This is a genomic window from Kaistia granuli DSM 23481 (genome assembly GCF_000380505.1).
In the GTDB taxonomy this organism is placed as follows: Bacteria; Pseudomonadota; Alphaproteobacteria; order Rhizobiales; family Kaistiaceae; genus Kaistia; species Kaistia granuli.
Map to the genome: position 1 here is coordinate 124,760 of NZ_AQYH01000002.1, position 23,959 is coordinate 148,718.

General features: G+C 65.5%; 24 protein-coding genes. 9 read left to right on the forward strand and 15 right to left on the reverse strand.

The features are described 5' to 3' along the window. Positions 1-18 precede the first annotated feature (18 nt). Genes G342_RS0101685 through G342_RS0101700 form a run of 4 tightly spaced genes read right to left on the reverse strand, consistent with a single transcriptional unit; the run spans position 19 to position 4,496 of the window. Positions 19-993 carry an ABC transporter permease gene (locus G342_RS0101685; RefSeq protein WP_018181367.1) on the reverse strand — a complete coding sequence of 325 codons (975 nt, stop codon included), beginning with the start codon at positions 991-993 and terminating at the stop codon, positions 19-21. Next, positions 990-1,961: an ABC transporter permease gene (locus G342_RS0101690; RefSeq protein WP_018181368.1), complete on the reverse strand. Its 972-nt coding sequence runs from the start codon at positions 1,959-1,961 to the stop codon at positions 990-992. Before G342_RS0101690 ends, G342_RS0101685 begins: the two co-directional genes overlap by 4 nt. Further along, a complete protein-coding gene (locus G342_RS0101695) occupies positions 1,958-3,466 on the reverse strand; it encodes a sugar ABC transporter ATP-binding protein (RefSeq protein ID WP_018181369.1) in 1,509 nt (502 codons plus the stop codon). Before G342_RS0101695 ends, G342_RS0101690 begins: the two co-directional genes overlap by 4 nt. Positions 3,467-3,476: 10 nt before the next feature. Beyond that, entirely contained in the window at positions 3,477-4,496 is a 1,020-nt protein-coding gene (locus tag G342_RS0101700) for a substrate-binding domain-containing protein (RefSeq protein WP_018181370.1), read from the reverse strand. Between the two features lie 252 nt (positions 4,497-4,748). On the opposite strand from G342_RS0101700, the gene G342_RS0101705 reads away from it, so the two are divergent. The 6 genes from G342_RS0101705 to G342_RS0101730 all read left to right on the forward strand — a co-directional run bounded on the left by G342_RS0101705 (position 4,749) and on the right by G342_RS0101730 (position 10,129). Beyond that, positions 4,749-5,567, forward strand: a complete 819-nt coding sequence (locus tag G342_RS0101705; RefSeq protein WP_018181371.1) for an IclR family transcriptional regulator — start codon at positions 4,749-4,751, stop codon at positions 5,565-5,567. Between the two features lie 136 nt (positions 5,568-5,703). Continuing rightward, positions 5,704-6,741: a LacI family DNA-binding transcriptional regulator gene (locus G342_RS0101710; protein WP_018181372.1), complete on the forward strand. Its 1,038-nt coding sequence runs from the start codon at positions 5,704-5,706 to the stop codon at positions 6,739-6,741. Between the two features lie 29 nt (positions 6,742-6,770). Next, entirely contained in the window at positions 6,771-7,664 is an 894-nt protein-coding gene (locus G342_RS0101715) for a sugar phosphate isomerase/epimerase family protein (protein ID WP_018181373.1), read from the forward strand. A 170-nt stretch (positions 7,665-7,834) separates the two neighbouring features. Then, a complete protein-coding gene (locus G342_RS0101720) occupies positions 7,835-8,734 on the forward strand; it encodes a polysaccharide deacetylase family protein (protein WP_026304023.1) in 900 nt (299 codons plus the stop codon). A 16-nt stretch (positions 8,735-8,750) separates the two neighbouring features. Next, on the forward strand, positions 8,751-9,059 hold the full coding sequence (locus G342_RS0101725; protein ID WP_018181375.1) for a hypothetical protein: 309 nt from the start codon (positions 8,751-8,753) through the stop codon (positions 9,057-9,059). Further along, complete coding sequence (locus G342_RS0101730; RefSeq protein ID WP_018181376.1) at positions 9,056-10,129, forward strand: CobW family GTP-binding protein; 1,074 nt, start codon at positions 9,056-9,058, stop codon at positions 10,127-10,129. The genes G342_RS0101725 and G342_RS0101730 overlap by 4 nt, the downstream gene beginning before the upstream one ends. A gap of 42 nt (positions 10,130-10,171) precedes the next feature. On the opposite strand, the gene G342_RS0101735 is transcribed toward G342_RS0101730, so the two are convergent. The 11 genes from G342_RS0101735 to G342_RS22930 form a co-directional block, all read right to left on the reverse strand. Further along, positions 10,172-11,152, reverse strand: coding sequence for an asparaginase (locus tag G342_RS0101735; protein ID WP_018181377.1), 981 nt, complete (start codon positions 11,150-11,152; stop codon positions 10,172-10,174). A gap of 110 nt (positions 11,153-11,262) precedes the next feature. Further along, complete coding sequence (locus tag G342_RS22925; RefSeq protein ID WP_156830753.1) at positions 11,263-11,466, reverse strand: hypothetical protein; 204 nt, start codon at positions 11,464-11,466, stop codon at positions 11,263-11,265. Between the two features lie 140 nt (positions 11,467-11,606). After that, positions 11,607-12,593, reverse strand: coding sequence for an acetamidase/formamidase family protein (locus tag G342_RS0101745; RefSeq protein WP_018181379.1), 987 nt, complete (start codon positions 12,591-12,593; stop codon positions 11,607-11,609). 25 nt (positions 12,594-12,618) lie between these two features. After that, positions 12,619-13,329 (reverse strand): ABC transporter ATP-binding protein, encoded by a 711-nt coding sequence (locus G342_RS0101750; RefSeq protein WP_026304024.1) that lies wholly within the window; start codon positions 13,327-13,329, stop codon positions 12,619-12,621. Beyond that, the gene (locus tag G342_RS0101755) at positions 13,322-14,038 is read right to left on the reverse strand and encodes an ABC transporter ATP-binding protein (RefSeq protein WP_018181381.1); all 717 of its coding nucleotides are present in this window, start codon (positions 14,036-14,038) and stop codon (positions 13,322-13,324) included. The genes G342_RS0101750 and G342_RS0101755 overlap by 8 nt, the downstream gene beginning before the upstream one ends. After that, positions 14,038-15,099, reverse strand: a complete 1,062-nt coding sequence (locus tag G342_RS0101760; protein ID WP_018181382.1) for an ABC transporter permease subunit — start codon at positions 15,097-15,099, stop codon at positions 14,038-14,040. The genes G342_RS0101755 and G342_RS0101760 overlap by 1 nt, the downstream gene beginning before the upstream one ends. Positions 15,100-15,116: 17 nt before the next feature. Beyond that, a complete protein-coding gene (locus G342_RS0101765) occupies positions 15,117-15,989 on the reverse strand; it encodes an ABC transporter permease subunit (protein ID WP_018181383.1) in 873 nt (290 codons plus the stop codon). A 194-nt stretch (positions 15,990-16,183) separates the two neighbouring features. Continuing rightward, complete coding sequence (locus tag G342_RS0101770) at positions 16,184-17,422, reverse strand: urea ABC transporter substrate-binding protein (protein WP_026304025.1); 1,239 nt, start codon at positions 17,420-17,422, stop codon at positions 16,184-16,186. A gap of 21 nt (positions 17,423-17,443) precedes the next feature. Further along, positions 17,444-18,103 carry an ANTAR domain-containing response regulator gene (locus G342_RS0101775; RefSeq protein WP_018181385.1) on the reverse strand — a complete coding sequence of 220 codons (660 nt, stop codon included), beginning with the start codon at positions 18,101-18,103 and terminating at the stop codon, positions 17,444-17,446. After that, positions 18,100-19,251: a transporter substrate-binding domain-containing protein gene (locus G342_RS0101780; protein WP_026304026.1), complete on the reverse strand. Its 1,152-nt coding sequence runs from the start codon at positions 19,249-19,251 to the stop codon at positions 18,100-18,102. Before G342_RS0101780 ends, G342_RS0101775 begins: the two co-directional genes overlap by 4 nt. 325 nt (positions 19,252-19,576) lie before the next feature. Next, a complete protein-coding gene (locus G342_RS22930) occupies positions 19,577-20,713 on the reverse strand; it encodes a LacI family DNA-binding transcriptional regulator (RefSeq protein WP_018181387.1) in 1,137 nt (378 codons plus the stop codon). A 161-nt stretch (positions 20,714-20,874) separates the two neighbouring features. Between G342_RS22930 and G342_RS0101790 the strand changes: the two genes are divergently transcribed. The 3 genes from G342_RS0101790 (at position 20,875) to G342_RS0101800 (ending at position 23,951) form a co-directional block, all read left to right on the forward strand. Continuing rightward, positions 20,875-22,122, forward strand: a complete 1,248-nt coding sequence (locus G342_RS0101790) for an extracellular solute-binding protein (RefSeq protein WP_018181388.1) — start codon at positions 20,875-20,877, stop codon at positions 22,120-22,122. A gap of 77 nt (positions 22,123-22,199) precedes the next feature. Next, the gene (locus G342_RS0101795; protein ID WP_018181389.1) at positions 22,200-23,096 is read left to right on the forward strand and encodes a carbohydrate ABC transporter permease; all 897 of its coding nucleotides are present in this window, start codon (positions 22,200-22,202) and stop codon (positions 23,094-23,096) included. A 3-nt stretch (positions 23,097-23,099) separates the two neighbouring features. Then, complete coding sequence (locus G342_RS0101800) at positions 23,100-23,951, forward strand: carbohydrate ABC transporter permease (protein ID WP_018181390.1); 852 nt, start codon at positions 23,100-23,102, stop codon at positions 23,949-23,951. Positions 23,952-23,959: the final 8 nt, after the last annotated feature.

Consider the following 23,959-nt stretch of genomic DNA (forward strand, 5'->3'; position numbering starts at 1 on the left):
ACGAAAAGTCGGCGCGCCCTAGCGGCGCGCCGCTTCCCGGCCCGAAAGCAGTAGCAGAGCGAGGATCAGCGTCCCGAACAGGATGCTGCGCCAGCCCGGCGAGGCGTTGACGACGGTGATCAGCGCCGTGATCGTCACCAGCAGGATGGCGCCCGGGATCGAGCCGGCATAGGTGCCGAGCCCGCCGAGTATCGAGGTGCCGCCCAGCACCACGGCGGCGATCGAGGCGAGCAGGTAGGGATCGCCAATGCCGACATAGCCCTGGCCGTTCATGCCGAGCACGAGAATCCCGGCGAGCCCCGCCATGAAGCCGCTGATGCCGTAGACCGCCATTGTCGTCGTCGCGATCGGCACGCCGGAGAGCTTGGCTGCGAGCGGTCCGGCGCCCATGGCGAACAGCCGCGCGCCGAACGGCGTCGCGTGCATCACCACCAGCACGACCACCGAGACGACGACCCAGACGAGAATGCCGGCCGGAACCCCGAACGGCCTCGCATTGCCGACCCAGCTGACCAGCGGATTGGCGGCGGTCACGGCGCTGCCGCCAGCGATGATGATCAGCAGCCCCTGCAGGAAGGTCGCCATGGCGAGCGTCATGATCATCGGGTGGACGCGGAGCAGCGCCACGCCGAGCCCGTTGACGAGGCCGATCGCCGTCGTCATGGCGAGCACGGCGAGGATCGGGGTCAGCCCGGTCGGATCGGCGTCGATCGCGAACAGCGGCAGGCCGACGGCGGCGACGGTCACGATCGCCGCGACCGACAGGTCGATGCCGCCGGCGATGACGACGAAGGTCTGCCCCGCCGCGACGAGGCCGATGACGGCGGCGAGTTCGACCAGGTAGCGCAGGTGGCCGTAGGAGCCGAAGCCGCGCGAGACGAAGCTCGCCACGATCCAGACCAGCGCCACGATGGCAAAGGTCAGGAACGGCCGGCTGGTGACGATGGCCCGGATGCGGGACCTGGACAGGATTCCGGCGTCGCTGATGCTCATCGGGCCCTCATGCGGAATTGGGGAATGGCGACGGCGCCGATGATGATCAGGCCCTGCGCCACATATTGCGCGACGGGCGTGAAGCCGAGAAAGAACATGACGGAGATCATCAGGCTCAGCAGAAGGCTGCCGGCGAGCGCACCGCGCATGGTGCCCTGGCCGCCGAGGAAGCCGATGCCGCCGAGAACGGCCGCGGCGATCGAATTCAGCGTGAACGAGGTGCCGATGATCGGATCGCCGGAGCCGGTCTGCGCCGCGACGAACAGGCCGGCGCCTGTACAGAGCAGGCCGCTGATCGCATAGGCCGCGATGCGGGCGGCGTCGACAGGAACGCCGGAACGATAGGCGCCGACGGGATTTTCGCCGGCGGCATAGAGGCTGAGGCCGAGCGGTGTCGCCAGATAGAGCTTCCAGAGAAGGACGATGACGACCAGCACGGCGAAGGCGGCCGGCGTATTGCCGGCGAGCAGGTTGGAGAGCCAGTCCGGCATCGCGCCGCCGGGACGGGGCAGCACCAGCAGCGCAGCGCCCGCAATGATGAACGAGCCGGCCAGCGTCACGACGATCGCCGGCAGACGCAATTTGACGACGATCAAGCCGGTGGCGGCGCCAATGCCGAGACCGACGATGCCGACCACCGCCGCGCCGCCGGCAACGCCGAGCGGCCCAGTCATGGTGGTGGCGGCTATGACGGCGCCGAGGCTGACCAGAGCGCCGATGGCAAGGCTGATGCCGCCCGTCAGCATCAGGATGGCCTGCGCCATAGCGACGAGCGCGAGCGGGAACCAGCTCTGGGTGAACTTGGCGAAGCCCGTCCCCGTGAACAGGCCGTGGAACAGGAAGCCATAGGCAACCATGAAGGCCAGCACAACGAGGAACAGGCTGCGGACGCCGATATTCCGCTTGGCCTGGATTGCCCAATATAGCGCGTTGCCGCGCCCGGGCGCGGACAGGGATGCGTTGCTCATGCCGCTTGCCTTTCCCGTTCGGCGCCCATGGCCGCGGCGACGATCGCCTCCTCGCTCAAGCCGCCGCGATCCAGCATGGTCACGATGCGGCCCTCGCGCACGACAGCGACGCGGTCGCACAGATGCACCAGTTCCGGCGTATCAGAACTGAGCAGGACGACCGCCTTGCCGGCTGCCGCGAAGCCGCGCAGCATCTGATAGATCTCCCGCTTGGTTTCGACGTCGACGCCGCGTGTTGGATCGTTGAGAAGCAGGACGGTGGGGTCATGCGGCATCCATTTGGCCAGCGCGACCTTCTGCTGGTTGCCGCCGGAAAGCGCCTGCGCGGCGCGGCCGAGATCGCCCTTGATGGAGAACTGGAGCGCCAGCCCCATCGCCGTCTCGCGCTCGGCCGCGCGGTTGCGCAGCTTCAGCGCCGGCATCCGGGCAAAGGCCGGCAGCATCAGATTGGTGAGGATCGGATGGATCAGGTGCAGGCCCTCGCGCTTGCGGTCGGCCGGCACATAGGCGAGCCCACGCGCATTGGCCTGCGGAACATTGCCGGGCAGGCCTGCTTGGCCGCCGATCGTCGCCGAGACGACCTTGGCGGGAATGGCGCCGTAGAGACCGAGCAGCAGATCTTCCTGCCCCTGCCCGACCAGCCCGCCAATGCCGACGACCTCGCCCGCCTTAATCTCGAGATCGACATCCTGCATGGCGCCGGCCGACAGCTTCGCGACGGCGATCGCCGTCCGGTCAGTCCGAGTGCTGTCCCAGCGGGGAAAGAGATCGCCCGGATCGCGGCCGACCATCAGGCGGACGAGCCCGGCCGCGTTGACGCCCTCCAGCGGGCGGTCGGCCGTGCAGGTGCCGTCCTTCAGGACGGTGACGTGCTGGCAGAGCTGCATCACCTCGTCGAGGCGATGCGAGATGTAGAGAATGGCGATGCCCTCGGCGCGCAGCTTTTCCAGCAGCGTCGTCAGGATTCGCGTCTCGGTGGCGGACAGCGACGAGGTAGGCTCGTCGAGGATGAGCACGCGGGGCTTGCGATAGAGCGCCTTGGCGATCTCGACCATCTGGCGGCGGCCGAGCGACAATTCACCGACCGGCGTCGCCAGCGGCTCGTGCAGCCCCACGAGATCGCAGGCCGCCTTGGCGCGGGCCGCCAGCGCAGCATAGTCGACCAGGCCGAACCGGCGCGGATAGTCGCCGAGCCCGACATTCTCGGCGATCGACAGCGAGCCGGTCAGGCTCAGCTCCTGCTGCACGACGGCGATGCCGGCGCGGCGCGCCTCCGGCGGGCTGTGGCGGGAAACCGCCTGCCCGTCGATCTCGATGGTTCCGCTGTCCGGACGCAGCGCGCCGGACAGCAGATTGATCAGCGTGGACTTGCCCGCGCCGTTCTCGCCGAGCAACGCATGGACGCGTCCCGGCATGAGGGCGATGGAAACGTCCCGCAGGACGGGATTGCCGAAGAAGCCCTTCGACACCCCGCGCGCGGCGAGGATGGGTGCGGGCGAAGCCACGGAGCCGGCCTTACTTCTGGGCCAGAAGCTTGGCGAACAGCTCGCGGTCATACGGCGAGTAGATATAGCCGTCGGCCGGGAAGTCCTTGGCGCGGGCCAGGTACTCGTCGATGTTGGAATTGTCGATGACCGGCAGCGGGATCTTGACGAAGGCCGGCACGTCCTTGCCCTCCAGCGCCTGCACGGCGGTGTAGGCGGCAAAGGCGCCAAGCCAGTTCGGCTGCATCGTCGCCCAGCTCTTCAGGCCCTTTTCCTTCCAGAGTTCCAGGAACTGGCGGGCGTTCTCGCCGGTGATCGGAACCTGCTCGCGGCCCTGCTTGTCGAGCGCCAGCACGGCGCCGGCCGACAGCGCGCCGCCGAAGGAGAGGATGCCGTCGATCTCGGGATTGGCGAACAAGAGGCTGGTGACGGCCTCCTGGGCCGGAGCGACGTTGTAGGCGGTATTGGTCTCGGCCAGGATCTGGATGTCCGGATTGGCCTTCAGCAGCGCATCGCCGCCGGCGCGGCGGTCGTCGCTCACCGAGACGCCGGCCGGGCCGTTCAGGATGATGATCTTGCCCTTGCCGCCAAGCGCATCGATCATGAACTTGGTGGCCTGCTCGCCCCACTGGTTGGAGTCGGTGTTGACCTTGGCGGTCACGTCGTTGGTGTCGACGAGGCTGTCGAAATTGATGATCGCGATGCCCTTGGCGCAGGCATCGGCCAGCACGCGGGCCGGGGCCGTCGACGAGCCGGCGATCAGGATGATGGCGTCGACATCGGCGTCGATCATCGACTGGATCTGCTGGATCTGGACGTTGGCATCGCCCTGCGCGTCGGTGACGACGAGCTTGTCGACGAGGCCTTCCTTCTTCAGCTGCTCGACTTCGGCTTCGATCGTGCCCTGGGTCTGCTTCATCCAGGTCGGCACCGAGTAGATGTTGGCCCAGCCCAGCGTATAGGGCGCCTTGCGATCACCCTTGATGCAATTGGCGGCGGCATCGGCCTGAGAAACGCCCGCCACGCTCATGAGGAGGCCGAGTCCCAGCATGCTTGCGGATGCAAAGAGAGAAGATTTTTTCATCACGTTCCCCTGGAAGGTTATGCCGCGATGCGCCGAAAACAGGACATGTCAGTACAGCGCCGTAACGACGACGCGGCTCCCCTGCCAAGTGCCCCAGATTCTCCGCCCGGGCCCCACTTATGTCCGATATACTGTACACCTTGCTTATATATCGGACACAGACGAAACTAGACCCAGTCCTTAGATCTTTCAAGCGTCTTGAAACGCGACCACCAAAGCATGAACAAGCAGGCTGACATGACGGAAACGGCGTATCCCAACGAAGCACGGCAGGAAGCCGCGACATCCGCCGGGGGCGAGCGCAAACGCGGCATCGACCGGGTCATCATCCTGCTCGAGGCCCTGTTGCGGCAGCGCGCGCCGATGCGGGTCGGCGACATCGCCCGCCTGATCGGCGCGCCGCGCTCGACCACCTACGAGATCGTCAACCGCCTGCTCGAAGCGGACATGCTGGAGACGGTCGGCGCCGATGGCCATGTCTATTTCGGCCGCGCCATGCATCTGTTCGGCTGGGCCTACAGCCATCACAACGCCCACTACCCGCGCATCGTCGAGACGCTCGACCGGCTCGCCGCCGATTCCGGCGAGACAGCCCAGCTTTGCGGCCTGCGCGGCAACAAATATGTCGTGCTCGACTGCCGCGATTCGACCGGACCGTTCCGCATCTCCAGTCAGGTAGGCGTCGAGGTTCCGATCCCGTGGACCGCGTCGGGCCGGCTGCTGCTCACCCATATGAGCGACGAGGCGGTGCGCGCCTTCGTGCCAGCCGAAGATTACCGCCTGCCGGATGGCCGCGTCATTCCGCAGGAGGAATTCCTGGCCGACATCGCGCTGGCCCGCCGGCAGGGCTACAGCGAGAGCGCCGCTCTGGCCGACCGTTTCACCTGGTGCCTGGCGGCGCCGATCCGCGACGGCCGCGGCAGCGTCACGCTGACGCTCTGCTTCGTCCTCCCCGTCGACACGCCCGAGCCGCGTCGGATCGAGCTGCTGGCGATGCTGCGCGAACGGACGGCGAGCCTGGACCTGATGGGCGAGTAAGGCGGCTAAGTTCCGCCCGACGGCCCCTGCTGTCACCGCCGACCGCCGCCATCGTTCCGCCGTTGCGATCGGATCGCGGTGCTGTAAAACGATTTTTGAAAAATCGTTTTACAGCACCGCGACCGGAAAGCACTGCGTGACGGAAAAGCCGATCTCCATTCGCGACGTCGCGGAGCGCGCCGGTGTCTCGCCCGGCACCGTCTCGAACGTCCTCAACGGCAGCCGGCCGGTGAACGCCGCGCTGGCGCAGCGCGTGCGCGAGGCGGCCGAGGCGCTTGGCTACCAGGCCGACCGGGCCGCCGCCCTGCTCCGGACTGGCAAGGCGCGGATCATCGCCGTCCTGGTTCCCGATCTCGACAATCCATTCTTCACGTCGATCGTCTCGGCGCTGGAAAGCGGCCTGCGCGACCAGGGCTACGAGCTGATCGTCGCGAGCTCGCGCGGCGAGGACGACACCGAGCACTCGCGGCTCGCCGCCATGCTCGCCTGGCGACCGGCCGGACTGGTCGTCATTCCCGGCTCCGACGAATTTCCGGCGCGCGCGCTCATCGACAGGGCCAGGGTTCCCTATGTCGTGGCCGACCGCATCACCCTCGATCCCGCCGCCAACACCATCTCCGTCGACAATGAGAGCGCCGGCGCCATCGGCATGCGCCATCTCGTCGACAAGGGCCATCGCGACATCCTGATCGCCGCCTCCGTCCTGAAGCTCGCCAACATACGCGAGCGCTGCGCCGGCGCGGTTTCCGTCCTGGAGAGCCTGGGATTGCCGCCGCCGGCGATCGTCGAGACCGGCGGCGACTTCACGCTGGCATCGGACCGGCTCGCCGCCTGGCTCGACAGCAACCGGCAGCCGACCGCGATCCTGGCGCTGACCAATTTCACCACGCTCGGCGTGCTGTCGGCGCTCGCCGAGCGCGCGATCGCCATTCCGCGCGCGATCTCGCTGATCGGTTTCGACGACTATGCCTGGATGCGGGCGCGCACCACGCCGCTGACCGCCATCCAGCAGCCGGTCCAGGCGATGGGCGAGGCGATCTGGGCACGGCTCAAGGCGCGGATCGAGGGGGACGCGTCGCCACCCGCCCACATCCAGTTCCAATGCGACTTGAAGGTGCGGGCATCGACGGCCACGCCTTCCCATCCGGACGGAACGTCGACAGGAGCCGGTTGAGGCTCATTTCACAACGAGGGAGGAAGGACATGAAGAACAAGCTGGGTGTGCACGCACAGGTCTGGGTCGGCGGCTGGAGCCATGCGGAGGCGGAGCGCGCCATCGCCAGCACCGCCTCGCTCGGCTACGACTATATCGAGGCGCCGGCGCTCGACCCGTCGCTGATCGACATCGACTTCACCCGCAAAGCGCTGGAAAAGCATGGTCTCGGCATCACGACGTCGCTCGGCCTCGACGACAGCTGCGACATCTCCTCGGGCGATCCCGACAAGAAGGCGCGCGGCCAGGCGCACCTGATGAAGGTGGTCTCCACCACCCGTGATCTCGGCGGCACCCACATCACCGGTATCCTCTATTCCGGCTTCCAGAAATACTTCACGCCCGCAACGCCGGAGGGCGTCGCCGGCGCCGTCGAGGTATTGCACCACGTCGCCGAGGAAGCGGCGAAGAGCAACATCACGCTCGGCCTCGAGGTGGTGAACCGCTACGAGACCAACGTGATCAACACCGCCGCCCAGGGCGTCGAGCTCTGCAAGCGGGTCGGCATGCCGAACGTCAAGGTGCACCTCGACTGCTACCACATGAACATCGAGGAAGCCGACGCCGAGCGCGCCATCATCGATACCGGCGACTATCTGGGTTATTTCCATACCGGTGAATCGCATCGCGGCTATCTCGGCACCGGCTCGATCGACTTCACCCGCATCTTCCGCGGCCTGGTGAAGGCCAACTACCAGGGTCCGATCTGCTTCGAATCCTTCTCGTCCGCCGTCGCCGGCGAGCCGCTCTCCGGCATTCTCGGCATCTGGCGCAATCTCTGGACGGATTCGACCGATCTCTGCCGCCACGCCATGCAGTTCACGCAGGCACAGATGCAGGCGGCCGAGCAGGCCCAGTCGATCCGCACCGGCGCGGACTGGTAGCATCTGGGTTCCGGCGCCGCCCCAAGAAAGGGCGGCGCCTCCTCCCCTCGGCTTCCGCTGCGGTGCCGCCAATAGCGGCAGCTGCCCACCCGCTTGCGCAAATCCGTGTCTGGCCGCAGCATTTCGAAGCTGCGATGATCGTCCATCCGGAGCGAACAGGAGTGGACGACATGCCGAAAGAGATCTTCGTTTCCTACGGAATCGACGTCGACGCCGTGGCCGGCTGGCTGGGCTCCTATGGCGGCGAGGACAGTCCCTGCGACATCTCCCGCGGCGCCTTCGCCGGCCATGTCGGCAGCCTGCGGCTGCTCAGGATGTTCGAGAAGTGGGGCATTAAGACCACCTGGTTCATTCCCGGCCACTCGATCGAGAGCTTTCCGGCCGAGATGCAGGCCGTCGCCGATGCCGGCCACGAGATCGGCATGCATGGCTACAGCCACGAAAATCCGATCGCCATGACGCCCGAGCAGGAAGAGGCGATCTTCGACAAATGCGTCGAGCTGATCACCAAACTCTCCGGCAAGCCGCCGCGCGGCTATGTGGCGCCGTGGTGGGAATTCGGCTCCAAGACCAACGAACTGCTGAAGCAAAAGGACATCCGCTACGACCACTCGCTGATGCACAACGATCATCATCCCTATTACGTGACGGTCGGCGACGAGTGGACCAAGATCGACTATTCGAAGCATCCTTCGGCCTGGATGAAGCCCTATACGCAGGGCGAGGAGACGGATCTGATCGAGATACCGGCCTCGTGGTATCTCGACGATCTGCCGCCGATGATGTTCATCAAGGCCTCGCCGAACAGCCATGGCTTCGTCAACCCGCGCGACATCGAGCAGATGTGGCGCGACCAGTTCGACTGGGTTTATGAGAATTACGACTACGCCGTCTTCCCGCTGACGATCCATCCCGACGTTTCGGGCAAGCCGCATGTGCTGAAGATGCATGAGCGGCTTTTCGAGTACATGAAGGGCTTCGAAGGCGTAAAATTCGTGACGATGGAAACGATCGCCGAGGATTTCGCCAAGCGCTTCCCGAAAAGCGGCACGGCGCGGCCGCAATCCTAGGCGGAGGCATGAAGCCATGTGCGGACTCTGCGGCGCCTTCGGCGGTAGCGACCACTGGACCGGCGGCGCCGCGACGGCCGCCACCGGCCTGACACCGGCGGCCGAGCGTCAGGTCCGCGCCCGCGTGGCCAACCAGGTCCTCAAGCCGCTTGGCCTGACACTTGAGCCATGGGCTGGTCGCTACACGCTGCGCGCCCGCAACGGCAAGACGGCGATCCTCGACCATTTCGGCGCCATCTGGCCCGAGGCCGAGCGCCTGACCGGGCGGGTCTTCGATCCGCTCGATCCGACGACGCTCGACATCATCGAAAGTAGGGACCGATGAGCGAGGAGAGCGAGCGGATCACCGCCAATGTGCTGACCGGCTTCCTCGGCGCCGGCAAGACGTCGCTGCTGAAGCGGCTGCTCGCCCTCCCCTCGCTCTCCGGCACAGCCGTCATCATCAACGAGTTCGGCGAGGTCGGGCTCGACCACCTGCTGGTCGAGGCGATCGACGACGACATCGTGCTTCTGAAGAGCGGCTGCATCTGCTGCAACATCCGCACCGACCTCAAGGCCGCCCTGCTCTCCCTGTTCGAGCGCAGCCGCCGTGGCGAGATTCCGCGCTTCTCCCGCGTGGCCATCGAGACGACCGGCATCGCCGATCCGGCGCCGATCATCGCGACGCTCTCCGCCGATCCGATGCTGCGGCATCATTTTCGCGTCGGCAACATCGTCACCGTCGTCGACGTGCCGAACGGCCTCGCCAATCTAGCCGCCTATCCGGAATCGCAGCGCCAGGTCGCCGTCGCCGACCGGTTGATCGTCTCCAAGAGCGACATCGCACCGATGGAAGCCGCCGCCAGCCTGCGCACCCGGCTCGAAGCGCTCAACCCGGCGGCGGAAATCCTCGAACTCTCGGAAACGATGCAGCCCGAAGATGCGCTGTTCCTGCGCGACATCCACGATGCCGAGGCGCGCGGCGCGGAGGTGGCGCGCTGGCTGCGAGCCGAGACGCGCGCGCAGGATCATGACCATCGCCACGATCACTCCCATGAGCATGCGCTGGACACCAACCGGCATGGCGATATCCGCGCCTTCGTGCTGCAAGCCGACACCCCGCTATCCTGGGCGCGTTTCGGCCTCTGGCTCTCCATGCTGCTCAACCGGCACGGCGGCGAAATCCTGCGGCTGAAAGGCCTGCTTGACATAGAGGGCAATGACAGCCCGGTGGTGATCCAGGGCGTGCAGCACCTGATCCACAAACCGATGCATCTGCCGCGTTGGCCGGCAGGCGTCACCGGCACTCATATCGTGGTGATCGCGAGAGGCCTCGACCCGGCTCTTGTCGAGCGCTCCTTCCGCGCCTTCAACGGCCTCGCGCCGCAGGCGACCGGCCTGGCGAAGAGCGCGTGACAGCGCAGTTCCCTGCAGCAGCCCTCCGTGGCCCCGGCGAAATTACCCGCCGAGCCGAGTGAATTCGGCGCGGATCGCCTCGCGATCGAGCCCAAGGCCGAGTAGCACGGCGACGAGAATGCGTGCCTTGATGCCGGAGAGGTCACCGGCGAAGATCGCGCCGGCGCGCTCGAGATCCTTGCCGCCGCCCTTGCCATAGACCGGCTTGACCCGGCCCTCCGGGCAGCGCGACGTAAGGATGACGGGCAAGCCCGTCTCCGCCAGTTCGGTGACGGCGTTGGTGACGGCCGGCGGCGCGTTGCCGCGACCGAATCCTTCGATGACGATCGCCTTGGCGCCGCTCGCGGCGGCGTAGCGCAGCGCCCGGTCGGACGCGCCCATCACCATCTTGATCAGCTCGACATCGGTCTCGATGCGCGGCGCCGCGTAGGTCTTGCGCAGCAACGGCTTGCGATAGACGACGACCTGATCGCCATCGACCTCGCCGAGCTTGCCGTGCTCGCCGGAGCGGAACGTGTCGACACGCGACGCATGCGACTTGGTGACGTCGCGGGCGGCATGAAAATCCTGCTCGAACGAGACGACCACGCCGAGCCCACGCGCCGCGGGGCTCGCCGCGATCCGTATGGCTTCGGCGAGATTGCGCGGGCCGTCTGTATCCGGCATGTCGGCGCTCCGCTGCGCCCCGGTGAAGACGACCGGCTTGTCGCTCTCGACCAGGAGATCGGCCAAGTAGGCGCTCTCTTCCATCGTGTCGGTGCCGTGCGTGACGACGACGCCGTCGCAGGCCGGATCGACGAGGTGGCCGACAATGCGCTGGGCCAGTCGGAAGGCGAGCGGCAGGTCGATGGCGTAGCTGCCGATATTGCTGAACTCGTCGACGGCGATCTCGATGCCCTCGAGCGGATCCTGCAACGTGGCGCGCAGCGCTTCGCCGGAAACGCCGGCGACGACGTCGGCGCCGTCGTCATCAAGCCGGGACGCGATGGTCCCCCCGGTGGTGAGAAGGACGATACGGGGCATGGCTGGCTTTCTCTGTTCGTTCGGCCTGCCGAATTGGGGAGGCAACCGAAGGAAGGCGGGCTGAGAATAGCCGAGATTGCTCCATCGGGAAGCCGTGCGAGCCGACGCAACTAGCCCGGCCCGATATCCACGCCCTTCGTGTCGGAATCGGGGAGCGAGCCGGTGCCCGGCGTCTTGTCGTGATCGGTCAGGTCGGGACGGGCATGCGGTCCCTCCGGCGGCATGTTCTCCACCTTCGTGCCCGGCTTCACGGCTGGCTTGCTCGTCGTGTCCTGGGTCGCGCTGTCCTTGGTCGTATGCTTGGCGCCCGGCATCGGAAACTCCTTTCGAACCATCCAGATAGCCAACGTGCCGGCGGCCGATTTGTTGCCCATGCATGCGATCGGGACTGCACAAAAATGCAAACGGCGCCGCGCTTGCCGCGCGGCGCCGTTGCAGATTTCCTAGGTCAAGATCAGACTAGGAACGACTTCTTGATCGACGCGCCGAGCGTGTATTTCGGATCGACCATGTTGCCGAGGCGAACGCGGCCGCACTGCGTTAGCAGCATGTAGGCGTCGAGCTCTTCAAAGCCGTAGTCTGCCGCCATCCAGCGGATCAAATCGCGATAGGCGATGCGCGCCGCGTCTTCCATCGGTCGGCTGGAGCCGATCGACATGATGAAATTCTCCGTCTCCAGGCGCGGCCATTTGAGCGACCAACCCTTGATCAGGTCGATATGCACCGTAGTGACCGTCGGGTGCTCGATGGCAACGCCGCAGAGCTCGCCGTCGCCCTGCGCCGCATGACAGTCACCGAGATAGAGCAGCGCGCCCTGGGTGTTGACCGGCAGGTAGATCACCGCGCCGACGCCGACATCCGGCAGGTCCATGTTGCCGCCGTAATAGTCCGGCTGCAGCGCCGAGATCGCCTCGATCTCCGGCGAGGTGCCGATCGTGCCGATGAACGGCTCGTAGGGCAGCGTGATCTTGTCGTTCCATTTCGTGCCGTTCTCGTCGATGTGGAGCTTCTTTACCCGCTCCGGCAGCGGCGCGTTCAGCATGGCGGTGTCGCCGGTCGGCACCAGGCCACCGAAATCCGGCATGATCACCGTGGTGCCGCGCGGCTGCGGTCCCCGCGGCACGATGCTTTTGATGTAGACGGCGAGCGTATCGCCCTTCTCCGCGCCATTGACGAAGATCGGCCCGTTCTGCGGGTTCAGGAACGGGAAGTTGAGGATCTCGCTCGGCTTGTCGGTCTCATGCTGGATCTGGCCCTCGAAGGCGTCGTGCGTCTCGGCCGAGACGACGGCGCCGGGATCGACCGTCAGGACCGGCTCGACATAGGGGCCGTAGACATAGTGGTACTTGCCCTGATCAGCCTCGGTGATCGAATGGGACGATCTCGCCTGGCCCTTGGCGAGGCCTTTGCGAGCCATGATGGAATTTTCGAGCCAGGACATGGTTTTCTCCTTTTTACTGTCTCGGTCAGACGGCGAGGTGGCGGCGCATGGTCTCGCCATCGGCGAGCGCATCCCGGTCGAGCTCGGCGACGACCCGGCCCTTGTCCATGACGTAGCAGCGCTGCGCCATGGCCCGGATCATGTCGATGTTCTGCTCGACCAGGATGATGGTGACGCCGGTTTCCCGGTTCAGCTCGACCATGATGCGGGCGATGTCCTGCACGATGTTGGGCTGGATGCCCTCAGACGGCTCGTCGAGCAGGATCAGTTCGGGATCGGCGATCAGCACGCGGCCGATGGCGAGCTGCTGCTGCTGCCCGCCCGACATGGTGCCGGCGCGCTGCGACCAGCGCTCGCGCAGGATCGGGAAATAGCCGAGGATGCGCTCGCGATCCGCCTCGGTGACATCGCTCTGCAGGCCGCCCACCACCATGTTCTCGGCCACCGTCAGACGCGGGAACACGTCGCGTCCCTGCGGCACGTATCCGATGCCGAGCCGGGCGCGCTTGTGCGTCGGCAGGCTGGCGATTGACTGGCCCTGATAGAGGATCGAGCCGTCCATCGTCGGCACCAGGCCGATCAGGCTCTTCATCAGCGTCGACTTGCCGACGCCGTTGCGGCCGATGACGGCGACGATCTCGCCCTTGCGGACGTCGAGGTCGAGCCCCTGCAAGACGGGCTTGCCGCCATAGCCGGCGCGCAGGCCCTTCGTCGAAAGCAATGTTTCGTTAACCATGGGCTTGCCCCAGATAGATGGCGGCGACGCGCTCGTCGGCGACGATCTGGTCGATCGATCCTTGCGCGAAGACCTGGCCGAGATGCAGGACGGTGACCTTGTCGGCGACCTGGCGGACGAAGGCCATGTCGTGCTCGACGGCGAGCACGGTCATGCCGTCGGCGTTCAGGCGCTGCACCATCTCGCCGGTCAGGTGCGTCTCTTCCGGCGACATGCCGGCCGTCGGCTCGTCGAGCAGCAGGAGCTTCGGCTTCAGGCTGATCGCCATGCCGATCTCCAGCCACTGCTTCTGGCCGTGGCTCAAATTGCCGGCGAGCTGCCGGCTTTCGCCGGAGAGCTTGAGGAACTCCAGCAACCGGTCGATCTCCTCGTGCAGCGAGGCGGCGGGATAGTGGTGCTGCATCGCCGTCTCGAGGTTCTGGCGAACGCTGAGCGCCTTGAAGATGCCCGGCACCTGGAACTTGACGCTCATGCCGCGCCGGATGCGCTGGAAGGATTTCAGCGCCGTGATGTCCTCGCCGGCGAACAGGATCTGGCCGCTGCTCGGGCTGTGCTCGCCCAGCACGAGGCGGAACAGCGTGCTCTTGCCGGCGCCGTTCGGGCCGATCAGGCAATGCACCTCGCCGGCTTCGAGCGACAGGTCGACATTGTTGGTGACGTGCAAGCCGCCGAAACGCTTGTTGAGCGCGCGGGTTTCCAGAAGTGCCATCACGCGTCTCCCCGCTTGGACTTGCCGAGCCGGCCGAGCAGATCGGCCGCAGCGAGGATGATGCCGCGCGGTGCCAGCAGCACGGTCAGCACCAGCAGGAAGCCCATGACGACGAGCGCGTACTGGGCGCCGTGGATGGTAAGGGCCTGGAAGCCGGACAGCACCACCAGCGTGCCGATCAGCGTCGCCGTCAGGTCGGAGCGTCCGCCGACCGCCACCCAGACGATCGGCAGGGCGGCCGCCGTCATGCCCATGCTCGAAGGGGTGATGTACTGGCCCCAGCTGGTGTAGAGCACGCCCGACAGACCGGCGAGGACAGCGCCGATGACGAAGGCGCCGAGCTGGTACTTGCGGATGTCGTAGCCAAGCATTTCGGCCCGCTCCGGGTTTTCCCGGATCGCGACGAGGACGTTGCCGAAGGACGAATTCACCAGGATGCGCAGGCCGAGATAGACCAGCACCAGCAGCCCGAGCACGACATAGTAGAGCTGGACATCCGGAAACAGGATGATGTCGCCGCCCGGCCAGGGGATTGTCAGCGGCGGCATGTTGCTCATGCCGTTGAAGCCGTTCAGCCGCGCCTTGCCGATCGCCCATTCCGGCCCGGCCGTCTGGGCCATGAAGCGTTCGAGCACCAAAGTCACCGACAGGGTGACGATGCCCAGGAACACGCCCGAGATGCGACCGAAGAACAGGAAGTAGCCGAGCAGCAGCGCGGCGAGCGCAGCGATAACCAGCGCGATCACCACGGCGGCGAGGGTGAAGCCGTAGGCGGCGCCGAAGTTCAGCGTCAGCACGCCGTAGCTATAGCCGGCGATGCCGAAGAAGGCCGTCTGGCCGAAGCTGAGCGAGCCGCCATAGCCCCAGATCAGGCTGAGACCCAGCGCCATGAAGACCCAGGTGAAGAAATAGACCGTGTTGCCGACGGTGTAGCCGTCGCTGAACATCGGATAGGAGCAGGCGCCGGCCAGGACGATCAGGAAACCGATCCAGAAGACGGGCCCCCTGCCGATCGTCTGCGGTCCCTCCAGCCGGGCGAAGAAGCGGGATAGTGCGTTCATGATGATGTTCCCCCGGCTCAGGTGCGTTCGCGCAGCAGGAAGCCGGAAATGCCCTTGGGCAGGACCCGAATGACGACGATGACGGCGAGCAGCAGGCCGATCTGGCCGAAGAGCTGGCCCTGCCAGGAAGTCATTGCCGATTTGACGATGGCGAGGATGACGGCGGCGGGCGCCGTTCCGAGGAAGACGTCGGCGCCGCCGACGACGACGGTCACGAAGGCCTCCATGATGAAGGTGGTGCCCATGGTCGGCACCAGCGTCATGGTCGGCGCATAGAGCCCGCCCGTCAGCCCGGCGAGCCCGGCGCCAAGCGCGAAGGTCAGGCTGTAGACCGAGCGCGTGTCGACGCCGAGGGCTGCCGCCATATGCGGCACCTGGATGGTGGCGCGCGCCATCACGCCGAAGCGCGTCCAGTTGAACAGGGCATAGAGCCCGGCCAGCACCGCGATCGCCATGACGAACAGGACGAGCCGGTAGACGGAATAGGAATAGCCGCCGATCTGGAAGCTGCCGAGCGGTGTGCCGATGCCTCCCATCGTCGAGCCCAGCACGATCAGCGTGCCCTGGGTGGCGATCAGGCTGAGGCCCCAGGTGGCGACGATGGTGTCGAGCGGACGTTCATAGAGATGGCGCACCACCAGCCGTTCGACCAAAGCACCGACGGCCGCCGAAACCAGCGCGCCGAGGAGGATCGCCAGCGGCAGCGGCAGGCCGGCATTGGCGCCGGAGACGGTCACATAGGCGCCGCACATAATGAATTCGCCATGGGCGAGATTGATCACGCCCATCATGCCGAAGATCACCGCCAGGCCGCAGGCCGACAGGACGAGAAAGGCGAAGGCGTCGCCAAATTGGTAGAGCGCCGCGAAGGCGACAGTGATGGCGTCCATCGTCAATGGGCCTTTGAGTTCGAAAGTTCGCTGCCAGGAGGCGGCACGTCGCGGAATTCCCGACACGGGACCCGCGCGAGCATCGCGTCGGGCCAGGTCAGGCAGATCCGCGAAGCCGGGATCGTCAACACGCCGAGGACGGGTGTCCGGCACAGGGCCGGGCACCCGCTCTCGTCAGTCGGAGCGCGTCGCGATCAGGACTTCGACGGCGGATTCGAGGGCGTGTACTGCTCGCTCGGATCGCTCTTGGTCAGGTCGCAGCCCGCCTCACCCAGCCAGTACGGCTTGATGTCCTCCCACACCTTCGGGAAGGTGATGGAGTGATCGGCACCGACCTTCGCCAGGTAGATGGTGTGCGACATGTGCTGGCTCTTCGGGTCGAGACAGACCTTGCCCTCCGGCGCGTCCATGCAGACGTCGCCCTTGGCGATCTCCGCCCGCAGGTCATCGCGCTTGGTCGACTTCGCCCGCTCGACCATCTGCTTGTAGAGGTAGACGGCGAGGTAGGAGTTCTCGGCCTCCTGGTTGACATAGGGCTCGTCGGGATAGGCGGCCTTGAACTTCGCGACAAAGGCCTTGCTCGCCGGCGTGTCGACTTCCTCGATGTAGTTGGTGGTGACGTACATGTCCTTCAGGCTTGGCGGCTTGAAGCGCTTGTGCTCGTAGCCCTGGCCGACATTGACCGAAGAGGCCATCGGCAGGTTGACGTTGGCGGCGGCGGCCTGCTCGTAATAGGAGGCCTGCGGGGTACCGACGAGCAGCGTCACGACGAAGTCGGGCTTCGCCTTCTGGATGTTCTGGATCGACTGCGAGAACTGCGACACGCCGAGCGGGATGAACTCCTCGCCGACCATCTCGCCGCCATTCTCCTTGACGATATTGCGCACCCACTCGGCCGAGATCTGGCCGAAATTGTAGTCGGCGGCGAGCGTGTAGACCTTCTTGCCGTAGGTCTCCATCATGTAGGGGATCAGCGTCGAGAACTGCTGCTCCGGCACCGCGCCGGTGACAATCATGTTGGCGTCGCAGACGCCGCCTTCATACTGGTTGTTGTAGAAGGCGAGCCCATCGAACTGGTTGACGATCGGCCGGTAGGCCTCGCGCGAGGCCGACGAGAAGCCGGCGAAGACCGCATCCACCTTGTCGCGCTGCAGGACGCGGCGCATGAATTCCTGGTAGCGCGTGTTGTCCGACTGGGTGTCGTAGATGACGAGCTCCAGCGGCCGGCCGTCGATGCCGCCGGCCTTGTTGATCTCGTCGGCGGCGATCTGGATGGCGTGCACCTTGCCGAGCGTCGCGGCGGCGAAGTCGCCCGACTGGTCCTCGAGCACGCCGAGCTTGATCGGATCGGCGGCAAAAGCAGAGCCAGCGCCGAGCAAAACCGTCCCAGTGAGGGCCACGGCTCGCAGCCCCCTTACAAACTTCCCTGACATTTTAGCTTCTCCTCTGTGGTCTTAGTCCCGGTTGGCGCGTCTTTCCGGCGTATCGCCCTGCGCCAGTCGTGTGGGCTCGTTGGCCCCTCTGCGGAGGTATTCCTCGCAGTAGTCTTCGAGGCTCAGCCGCGATCGCATGCTCTCGCGCCGGAGCAGGTCATAGGCGGCATCGTCGTCGATGCCGGCCTGGCTCATCAGGCGAACGATCGCCTTGATGACGAAGCGGCGGCCATGACGGCGACGCTCCATGTCGTCGATCCGCGCGCGCAGGCCGCCGCGCAGCTGGAACTGGTTCACGCCCAGGAAGAGCGCCATGTAGACGGCGGCCCCGTGCACCGGCTTGCGCAGGAACGAGGTCGCACCGAGATGGACCAGGCTCTTCAGCCGGCTCGGCGCCTCGACGCCGACGAGGCCGATCACCGGAACGGCGGGCAGACGACCGGCCGGACCACTTTCCAGGCCGAGGACGTCGTCGAGATCGCCGTCGACGAACAGGATGTCGCGTTCCGGATCGAGCTGCGCGAGGTCGAGCTCGGCGCGGCCATCGCGGATCTCGGGGAATTCGGACACGACGCCGAGCTTGGCCAGGGTCGTTTCGAGGGCTTCGACGGCGGCGCGGTTCGTCGTGACGATCAGCGCCCGTCCGCCCTTGAAGTTCTGAAGCAATCGCGAAGCGGTCATTTCACCACCTTCAGTTCAGGCGTGCGCGCGAGAGCGTAGCGCGGCGACGATTGGACGAGATAGGGATCGGGCCGGGTCGGAGCCGCCTCCTCGACGATGACCTCGAACCGGGCATCGCGGGTGGAACGGCCGATGCGCGGCGTCAGCCAGGCATGCAGCGTCTGCGGATCGATCCACACCTCGCCCTGCGGCGCGTTCAGGCGCTGATGCGTCACCGCCGCCTTGACCGCGCGAACCTCGTCCGTCCCGGCATCGGCGAGCGACTGGATCAGAAGTTTGACGGCGTTGTAGGAAGCTTCGGCATCGGCCGACACAGCCGGTCCGTCCGGATAGGCGGCGTCATAGCTCGCCGTGAAGATCGTATTGGCCGGCGTCGCCAGCGACGAGAAATAGACGCTCGAACTCAGATGGCCGTCGACCGCGTCCGGGCCGATTTCCTCCAGCTCCGGCTCGGACAGCGAGCAGCTGGCGATCGGGATCTTGCGCGGCTGGTCGATGCCGCGCGCCTCGCAGGCGGCGCGGAAGAGTCGGAAAAAGGAATAGGCGCTGGTGCCGATCAGCGTGTTGAAGACGAAGTCGGGCCGCGCCTCGAGAATTTCGTCGACGGCATGCTGCAGCTCGGTGTCGCCGACGGCGAAATAGCGCTCGGCCAGAACCCGGCCGCGCCGCGCCATCAGCGCCTCGCGCAGGATCCGGTTGTTCTCCCAGGCCCAGATGTAGTTGGAGCCGACGCAGAAGGCGCGCCGCCTTCCATTGCCGAGCAGATGATCGACCAGCAGGGCAACGTGGTGGTTCGGCGAGGCGCCGGTATAGATGACATTGCCCGAGCTCTCGAAACCTTCGTAATGCGAGGGATACCAGAGCAGCGCGTCATGCTTCTCGAAGCAGGGAATGACTTCCTTGCGGCTCGACGAGGTGTAGCAGCCGATGACGTGGCGGATGCCGGAGCCGATCAGCTGCTGGCTCATTTCGGCGTAGCGCGGCAGTTCGCCGTTCGGATTGACGATGACGGGCTCGACCTCGATGCCGGACACCGTCCCGGCCTCCTGGAAGGCGAGCAGAGCGCCATTCAGCATCGAGCGCGCGACGACGCTGTACGACCCCGTCGTCGAGAACATCACTCCGATGCGATAGTGCTTCACTGACATTCTCGATCGCCCAAAACGAAAAAGCCCGCCGACCTGACGGTCGCGGGCTTCGGTGCCACCAACCAAACCCCCGCCAAATCGCGAGGGCCGTTGGAAATATTAATTCAGGTGACGCAAATATAGGCAGCTTTGCCTTGCGCTTGATTTTTAGACTAACCGGCACGCCGACATTGTCAAGCCGGTTTTGCGCGACGCCGGATCAGCCCGACGCGAAGGCAGAAACCCCTCCCTTCCCGACGAAAATCGGACTGAAGGCATCACCGGCCGATCGCGTGGGAGCCGCCCGAGGCGAGCCTCGGATTGCCCACCCTGTCGGGCCCGCGCCTCAGATCGAGGCCTTGTCCTTCTGCGGTTGCCGGCTTCGCCGTGCCGGACGCCTTTCCTCGCCACGGCCGCGCTGCTCGACCGCCAGGCGGAGCGCCTGCGTGCTGGCGCGGATGACCAGCTCGCATTCGAGCCGGACGCGGCGCGGCGGCCCGCCGGTCTCGCCTTCATCGCCGATACGCCGCAGCAGCTCGACCGCCGCCAGCCGCCCGATATCCTCGCGGGGCTGGCGCATGGTCGTCAGCGGCGGATCGAAGATCACCGAATATTCGATGTCGTCGAAACCGGCGACGGAGACATCGCCCGGCACGCTGAAACCCGCCGCCTTGATCTCGGTGATGAATCCCATCGCCATCTGGTCGTTGCCCGAAAACACCGCCGTCGGGCGGTCGTCACTGGCGAGATAGCGGCCCGCCGCGGCGATGCCGCTGGCGAGATAGAAATCCCCCTCCCAGACCAGCGTTTCGTCGAAGGCGATGCCGGCAGCCTCGATCGCCTCGATATAGCCAAGCAGCCGCTCCTGCGCCTCGATATTGCCGACGGGACCGCGGATATGCGCGATGCGACGGTGGCCGAGGCCGATCAGGTAGGAGACCAGGCTCTTCGCCGCCTTGCGGTCGGCGACGTCGAAGACTGGAAGCTCAGCCATGCCGGGAATTTCGTTGCAGGCCAGCACGACCGGGATCGGCAGCGAGGCGCTCTCCTGGGCGGTCCCGTCACGCGGAATGGCGCCGGTGAAAAGAATTGCACCGGCGAAGCTGCCATCGCGCAAAGCGCGGGCATAGTGCTCCTCCTTGCGCCGGCTGCCGCGCAGATCGCCGACCGTGATGCAGTATCCCGACTCCGAAATGAGATCCGTTGCAGCGTCCAGGAACGGCGTGAAGAACGGGCTTCCGAGTCGCGGGATCAGGGCCAGGATCTTGTTGCCCTTCGGCCGGATCGCAGGCCCCGGCCGGTAGCCCAGCTCGCGGGCGGCAGCGGCGACGCGCGAGCGGGTCGAACTCGAGACGACGTCCGGATTCCGCAGCGCCCGGCTGACGGTGGCCGCTGAAACACCGGCTGCCTCCGCCACATCGTGGATGGTCGGCAGGTTGGTCTTGGCGGGCCCGGGACGGCGGCGGTTCTTTTCGGAGCTCATCTTCTCTTTTGTCCTCAAACAGACGGCGAAGTCCAGCCGGCAAACCAACATTCATGCAACTAGTTACAATAGTTTGCACGATTCTATGCAATGAACTACAGCTTTTTCAGAGAGGCTGGAACGGCCCCGGGAATTCCGAACGCTGAAAGAGGGAGGACTAGATGTTCAAGGTTGCAAGAATCGGCCTGCGATTGACGACGGCCATGGCGGTGGTGACCGCGCTGGCCCTGCCGGCCACGGGCAAGGAGCTGGTGATCAACTCCGACTCCTCGTTCCCGGCGATCAAGGCGGCTTTCGAGCAGGCCATCGTCGGGTTCGAAAAGGAGAACCCCGATATCAACGTCACCTTCAACGTCTTCGACAATGAAGCGTACAAGTCGGCGATCCGGAACTTCCTGTCGGCCGACGCGCCCGACATCGCCACCTGGTTCGCCGGCAACCGCATGCTGCCCTATGTCGACGCCAAGCTGTTCGCGCCGATCGACGATGTCTGGGCCGAGAACAATATGAGCGAGACGCTGAAGTCCGCCGAAAGCTCGGTCACGCATTACGGCAAGAAATGGGCGATCCCCTATACCTACTATCAGTGGGGCGTCTACTACCGGAAGGACATCTTCGACAAGCTCGGCATCGCCGTTCCGAAGAACTGGGAAGAATTCAAGCAGGCCGGAGAGACGCTGAAGGCGAACAATATCGTCCCGATGGCGATCGGCACGAAATTCCCCTGGACCGCCGCCGGCGTGTTCGACTACCTGAACCTGCGCACCAACGGTTACGACTTCCACATGGCGCTGACCCGGGGCGAGATCCCCTGGACCGATCCGCGCATCCGCAAGACGATGGCGAACTGGAAGGAGCTTCTCGACGCCGACTTCTTCCTCGAGAACCACGCCGCCAACAGCTGGCAGGAAGCCCTGCCGCCGCTCGTCAACGGCAAGGCTGGCATGTATCTGATGGGCAACTTCATTGTCGAGCCGCTGCGCGAGGCGGGCCTGACGGACGAGACGCTCGGCTTCTTCCAGTTCCCCGTCATCGACCCCGCCATCCCGACCGCCGAGGATGCTCCGGCCAACACGATCCATCTGGCGGCGAATGCCACCAACGTCGCGGAAGCCAAGAAATTCCTGGCCTATTTCGCCCGTGCGGACGTGCAGTCGGCCATGAACGAGACGATGAGCCAGCTGCCCGTCAACTCGAAATCGACCGTCGCCGACGATCCGTTCCTGCGCGCCGGCTTCGAGATGCTGTCCAACGTCAATGGCGGCCTGGCCCAGTTCTTCGACCGTGACGCCCCGGCCGAAATGGCCAAGGCCGGCATGGAAGGCTTCCAGGAATTCATGGTCAAGCCCGACCGGCTCGACGCGATCCTTGCTCGCCTCGAGACCGTACGGCAGCGCGTCTACCAGTAGGACTCCTGACCATCCCGCGAGGAGGGGTCGGCCGATGCCGGCCTCCCCTCGCCCCTTCCTGCGCCAGGACCCTGGAAATGCCCTCACTCGTGCGCGTCTGGAAAGAGAACAAGCTTCGCATCGCCCCCTGGCTGTTCCTCTCCCCCGGCATCGTCGTCTTCTCGCTCTACATCCTTCTGCCGATCTTCCAGTCCATCGGCATTTCCCTGTTCGATTGGGACGGTCTCGGCGAAAAGAAGTTCATCGCCCTCGCCAATTATTCGGAACTGCTGCAGGACGAAGCCTTTTTTACCTCGCTGAAGAACAACGTCACCTGGCTCGTCCTGTATCTGCTGGCGATCCCGGCCGGATTGTTCGTCGCGCTGTTCCTGAACCAGACGACGCGCGGCATCCGCATCTACAAATCCCTGTTCTTCTTTCCGCTGGTCATCTCGCAAGTCGTGGTGGGGCTGATCTTCTCGTGGTTCTACGACCCGAGTTTCGGCCTGCTCAACACGATACTGGCCGGATTGGGCCTGCCAACGATCGCGGTCCTTGCCGATGAGCGCTTCGTCACCTACGGCGTCATCGTCGCCGGACTGTGGCCGCAGATCGCCTATTGCATGATCCTGTATCTCACCGGCCTGAACGCCGTGAACCCGGAACAGATCGAGGCGGCGCGGCTGGACAATGCGCATGGCTGGCGGATGCTCTGGTTCGTCATCCTGCCGCAGCTGAAGCCCGCGACCTTCATCGCGATCGTCGTCACCGTCATCGGCGCGCTCCGCTCCTTCGACCTGATCTCCGTCATGACGGGCGGCGGCCCGTGGGGCGCCAGCCGGGTGCTGGCCTACTACATGTACGAGCAGGCCTTCTCCGAATACGGCTTCCGCATGGGCTATGGCGCTGCCATCGCGGTCGTCCTGTTCGCGATCATGCTGATCTACATCAGCGCCTTCCTGTTCAAGATGTATCGCGACGAGAAGGGGCGCTGATCCATGTTCCCGACTCCCGTCCAGCAGACCTCCCGCCCGACCCGCATCGCCTATCAGATCGCCCTGCCGGTCGCCCTCGTCCTCTGGCTGCTGCCCCTGATCGGCGTCGCGCTGACCTCGATAAGGCCGGCGGCCGACATCACCGCGGGCAATTACTGGGGCTGGCCGTCCTCGTTCAACCTGATCGAGAACTACAGCGCGGTCTTCACCAATTCGCCGCTGGCCGCCTATATCCTGAACAGCTTCAAGGTCACCATTCCCACCGTGATCGGCGCCATCGCGCTGTCGTCACTGACCGGCTTTGCCCTGGCGATCTACAAGTTCCGCTCCAATCTGCTGATCTTCTTCCTGTTCGTCGCCGGCAATTTCATCCCGTTCCAGATCCTGATGGTGCCGGTGCGCGATCTGTCGATCCAGATGGGCGTCTACAACTCGGTCTGGGCCCTGATCTTCTTCCACATTGCCTTCCAGACCGGCTTCTGCACGCTGTTCATGCGCAACTTCATCCGTACCCTCCCCTTCGAGCTGATCGAGGCGGCGCGGATCGAGGACGTCTCCGAGTTCAAGATCTTCTGGCACATCGTGCTGCCCCTGATGCGGCCCGCTTTGGCGGCGCTCGCCGTCCTCGTCTTCACCTTCGTCTGGAACGACTATTTCTGGGCGACCGTGCTGACCCAGGGCGCGCACGCCCAGCCGGTCACGGCAGGCCTGCATGCGCTCAACGGCGAATGGATCGCCGCCTGGCACCTGGTCTCGGCCGGATCGATCGTCGCCGCCCTGCCGCCGGTGCTGATGTTCTTCCTGATGCAGAAGCATTTCATCGCCGGGCTGACGCTCGGCGCCGTGAAGAGCTGACCCTCCAT

Excerpts from the sequence above, each read along its gene's own strand:
- G342_RS0101685 (WP_018181367.1), bottom strand. The coding sequence starts at position 993 with ATGAGCATCAGCGACGCCGGAATCCTGTCCAGGTCCCGCATCCGGGCC.
- G342_RS0101690 (WP_018181368.1), bottom strand. The coding sequence starts at position 1,961 with ATGAGCAACGCATCCCTGTCCGCGCCCGGGCGCGGCAACGCGCTATAT.
- G342_RS0101700 (WP_018181370.1), bottom strand. The coding sequence starts at position 4,496 with ATGCTGGGACTCGGCCTCCTCATGAGCGTGGCGGGCGTTTCTCAGGCC.
- G342_RS0101705 (WP_018181371.1), top strand. The coding sequence starts at position 4,749 with ATGAACAAGCAGGCTGACATGACGGAAACGGCGTATCCCAACGAAGCA.
- G342_RS0101715 (WP_018181373.1), top strand. The coding sequence starts at position 6,771 with ATGAAGAACAAGCTGGGTGTGCACGCACAGGTCTGGGTCGGCGGCTGG.
- G342_RS0101720 (WP_026304023.1), top strand. The coding sequence starts at position 7,835 with ATGCCGAAAGAGATCTTCGTTTCCTACGGAATCGACGTCGACGCCGTG.
- G342_RS0101725 (WP_018181375.1), top strand. The coding sequence starts at position 8,751 with ATGTGCGGACTCTGCGGCGCCTTCGGCGGTAGCGACCACTGGACCGGC.
- G342_RS0101730 (WP_018181376.1), top strand. The coding sequence starts at position 9,056 with ATGAGCGAGGAGAGCGAGCGGATCACCGCCAATGTGCTGACCGGCTTC.
- G342_RS0101735 (WP_018181377.1), bottom strand. The coding sequence starts at position 11,152 with ATGCCCCGTATCGTCCTTCTCACCACCGGGGGGACCATCGCGTCCCGG.
- G342_RS22925 (WP_156830753.1), bottom strand. The coding sequence starts at position 11,466 with ATGCCGGGCGCCAAGCATACGACCAAGGACAGCGCGACCCAGGACACG.
- G342_RS0101745 (WP_018181379.1), bottom strand. The coding sequence starts at position 12,593 with ATGTCCTGGCTCGAAAATTCCATCATGGCTCGCAAAGGCCTCGCCAAG.
- G342_RS0101750 (WP_026304024.1), bottom strand. The coding sequence starts at position 13,329 with ATGGTTAACGAAACATTGCTTTCGACGAAGGGCCTGCGCGCCGGCTAT.
- G342_RS0101755 (WP_018181381.1), bottom strand. The coding sequence starts at position 14,038 with ATGGCACTTCTGGAAACCCGCGCGCTCAACAAGCGTTTCGGCGGCTTG.
- G342_RS0101760 (WP_018181382.1), bottom strand. The coding sequence starts at position 15,099 with ATGAACGCACTATCCCGCTTCTTCGCCCGGCTGGAGGGACCGCAGACG.
- G342_RS0101765 (WP_018181383.1), bottom strand. The coding sequence starts at position 15,989 with ATGGACGCCATCACTGTCGCCTTCGCGGCGCTCTACCAATTTGGCGAC.
- G342_RS0101770 (WP_026304025.1), bottom strand. The coding sequence starts at position 17,422 with ATGTCAGGGAAGTTTGTAAGGGGGCTGCGAGCCGTGGCCCTCACTGGG.
- G342_RS0101775 (WP_018181385.1), bottom strand. The coding sequence starts at position 18,103 with ATGACCGCTTCGCGATTGCTTCAGAACTTCAAGGGCGGACGGGCGCTG.
- G342_RS0101780 (WP_026304026.1), bottom strand. The coding sequence starts at position 19,251 with ATGTCAGTGAAGCACTATCGCATCGGAGTGATGTTCTCGACGACGGGG.
- G342_RS22930 (WP_018181387.1), bottom strand. The coding sequence starts at position 20,713 with ATGAGCTCCGAAAAGAACCGCCGCCGTCCCGGGCCCGCCAAGACCAAC.
- G342_RS0101790 (WP_018181388.1), top strand. The coding sequence starts at position 20,875 with ATGTTCAAGGTTGCAAGAATCGGCCTGCGATTGACGACGGCCATGGCG.
- G342_RS0101795 (WP_018181389.1), top strand. The coding sequence starts at position 22,200 with ATGCCCTCACTCGTGCGCGTCTGGAAAGAGAACAAGCTTCGCATCGCC.
- G342_RS0101800 (WP_018181390.1), top strand. The coding sequence starts at position 23,100 with ATGTTCCCGACTCCCGTCCAGCAGACCTCCCGCCCGACCCGCATCGCC.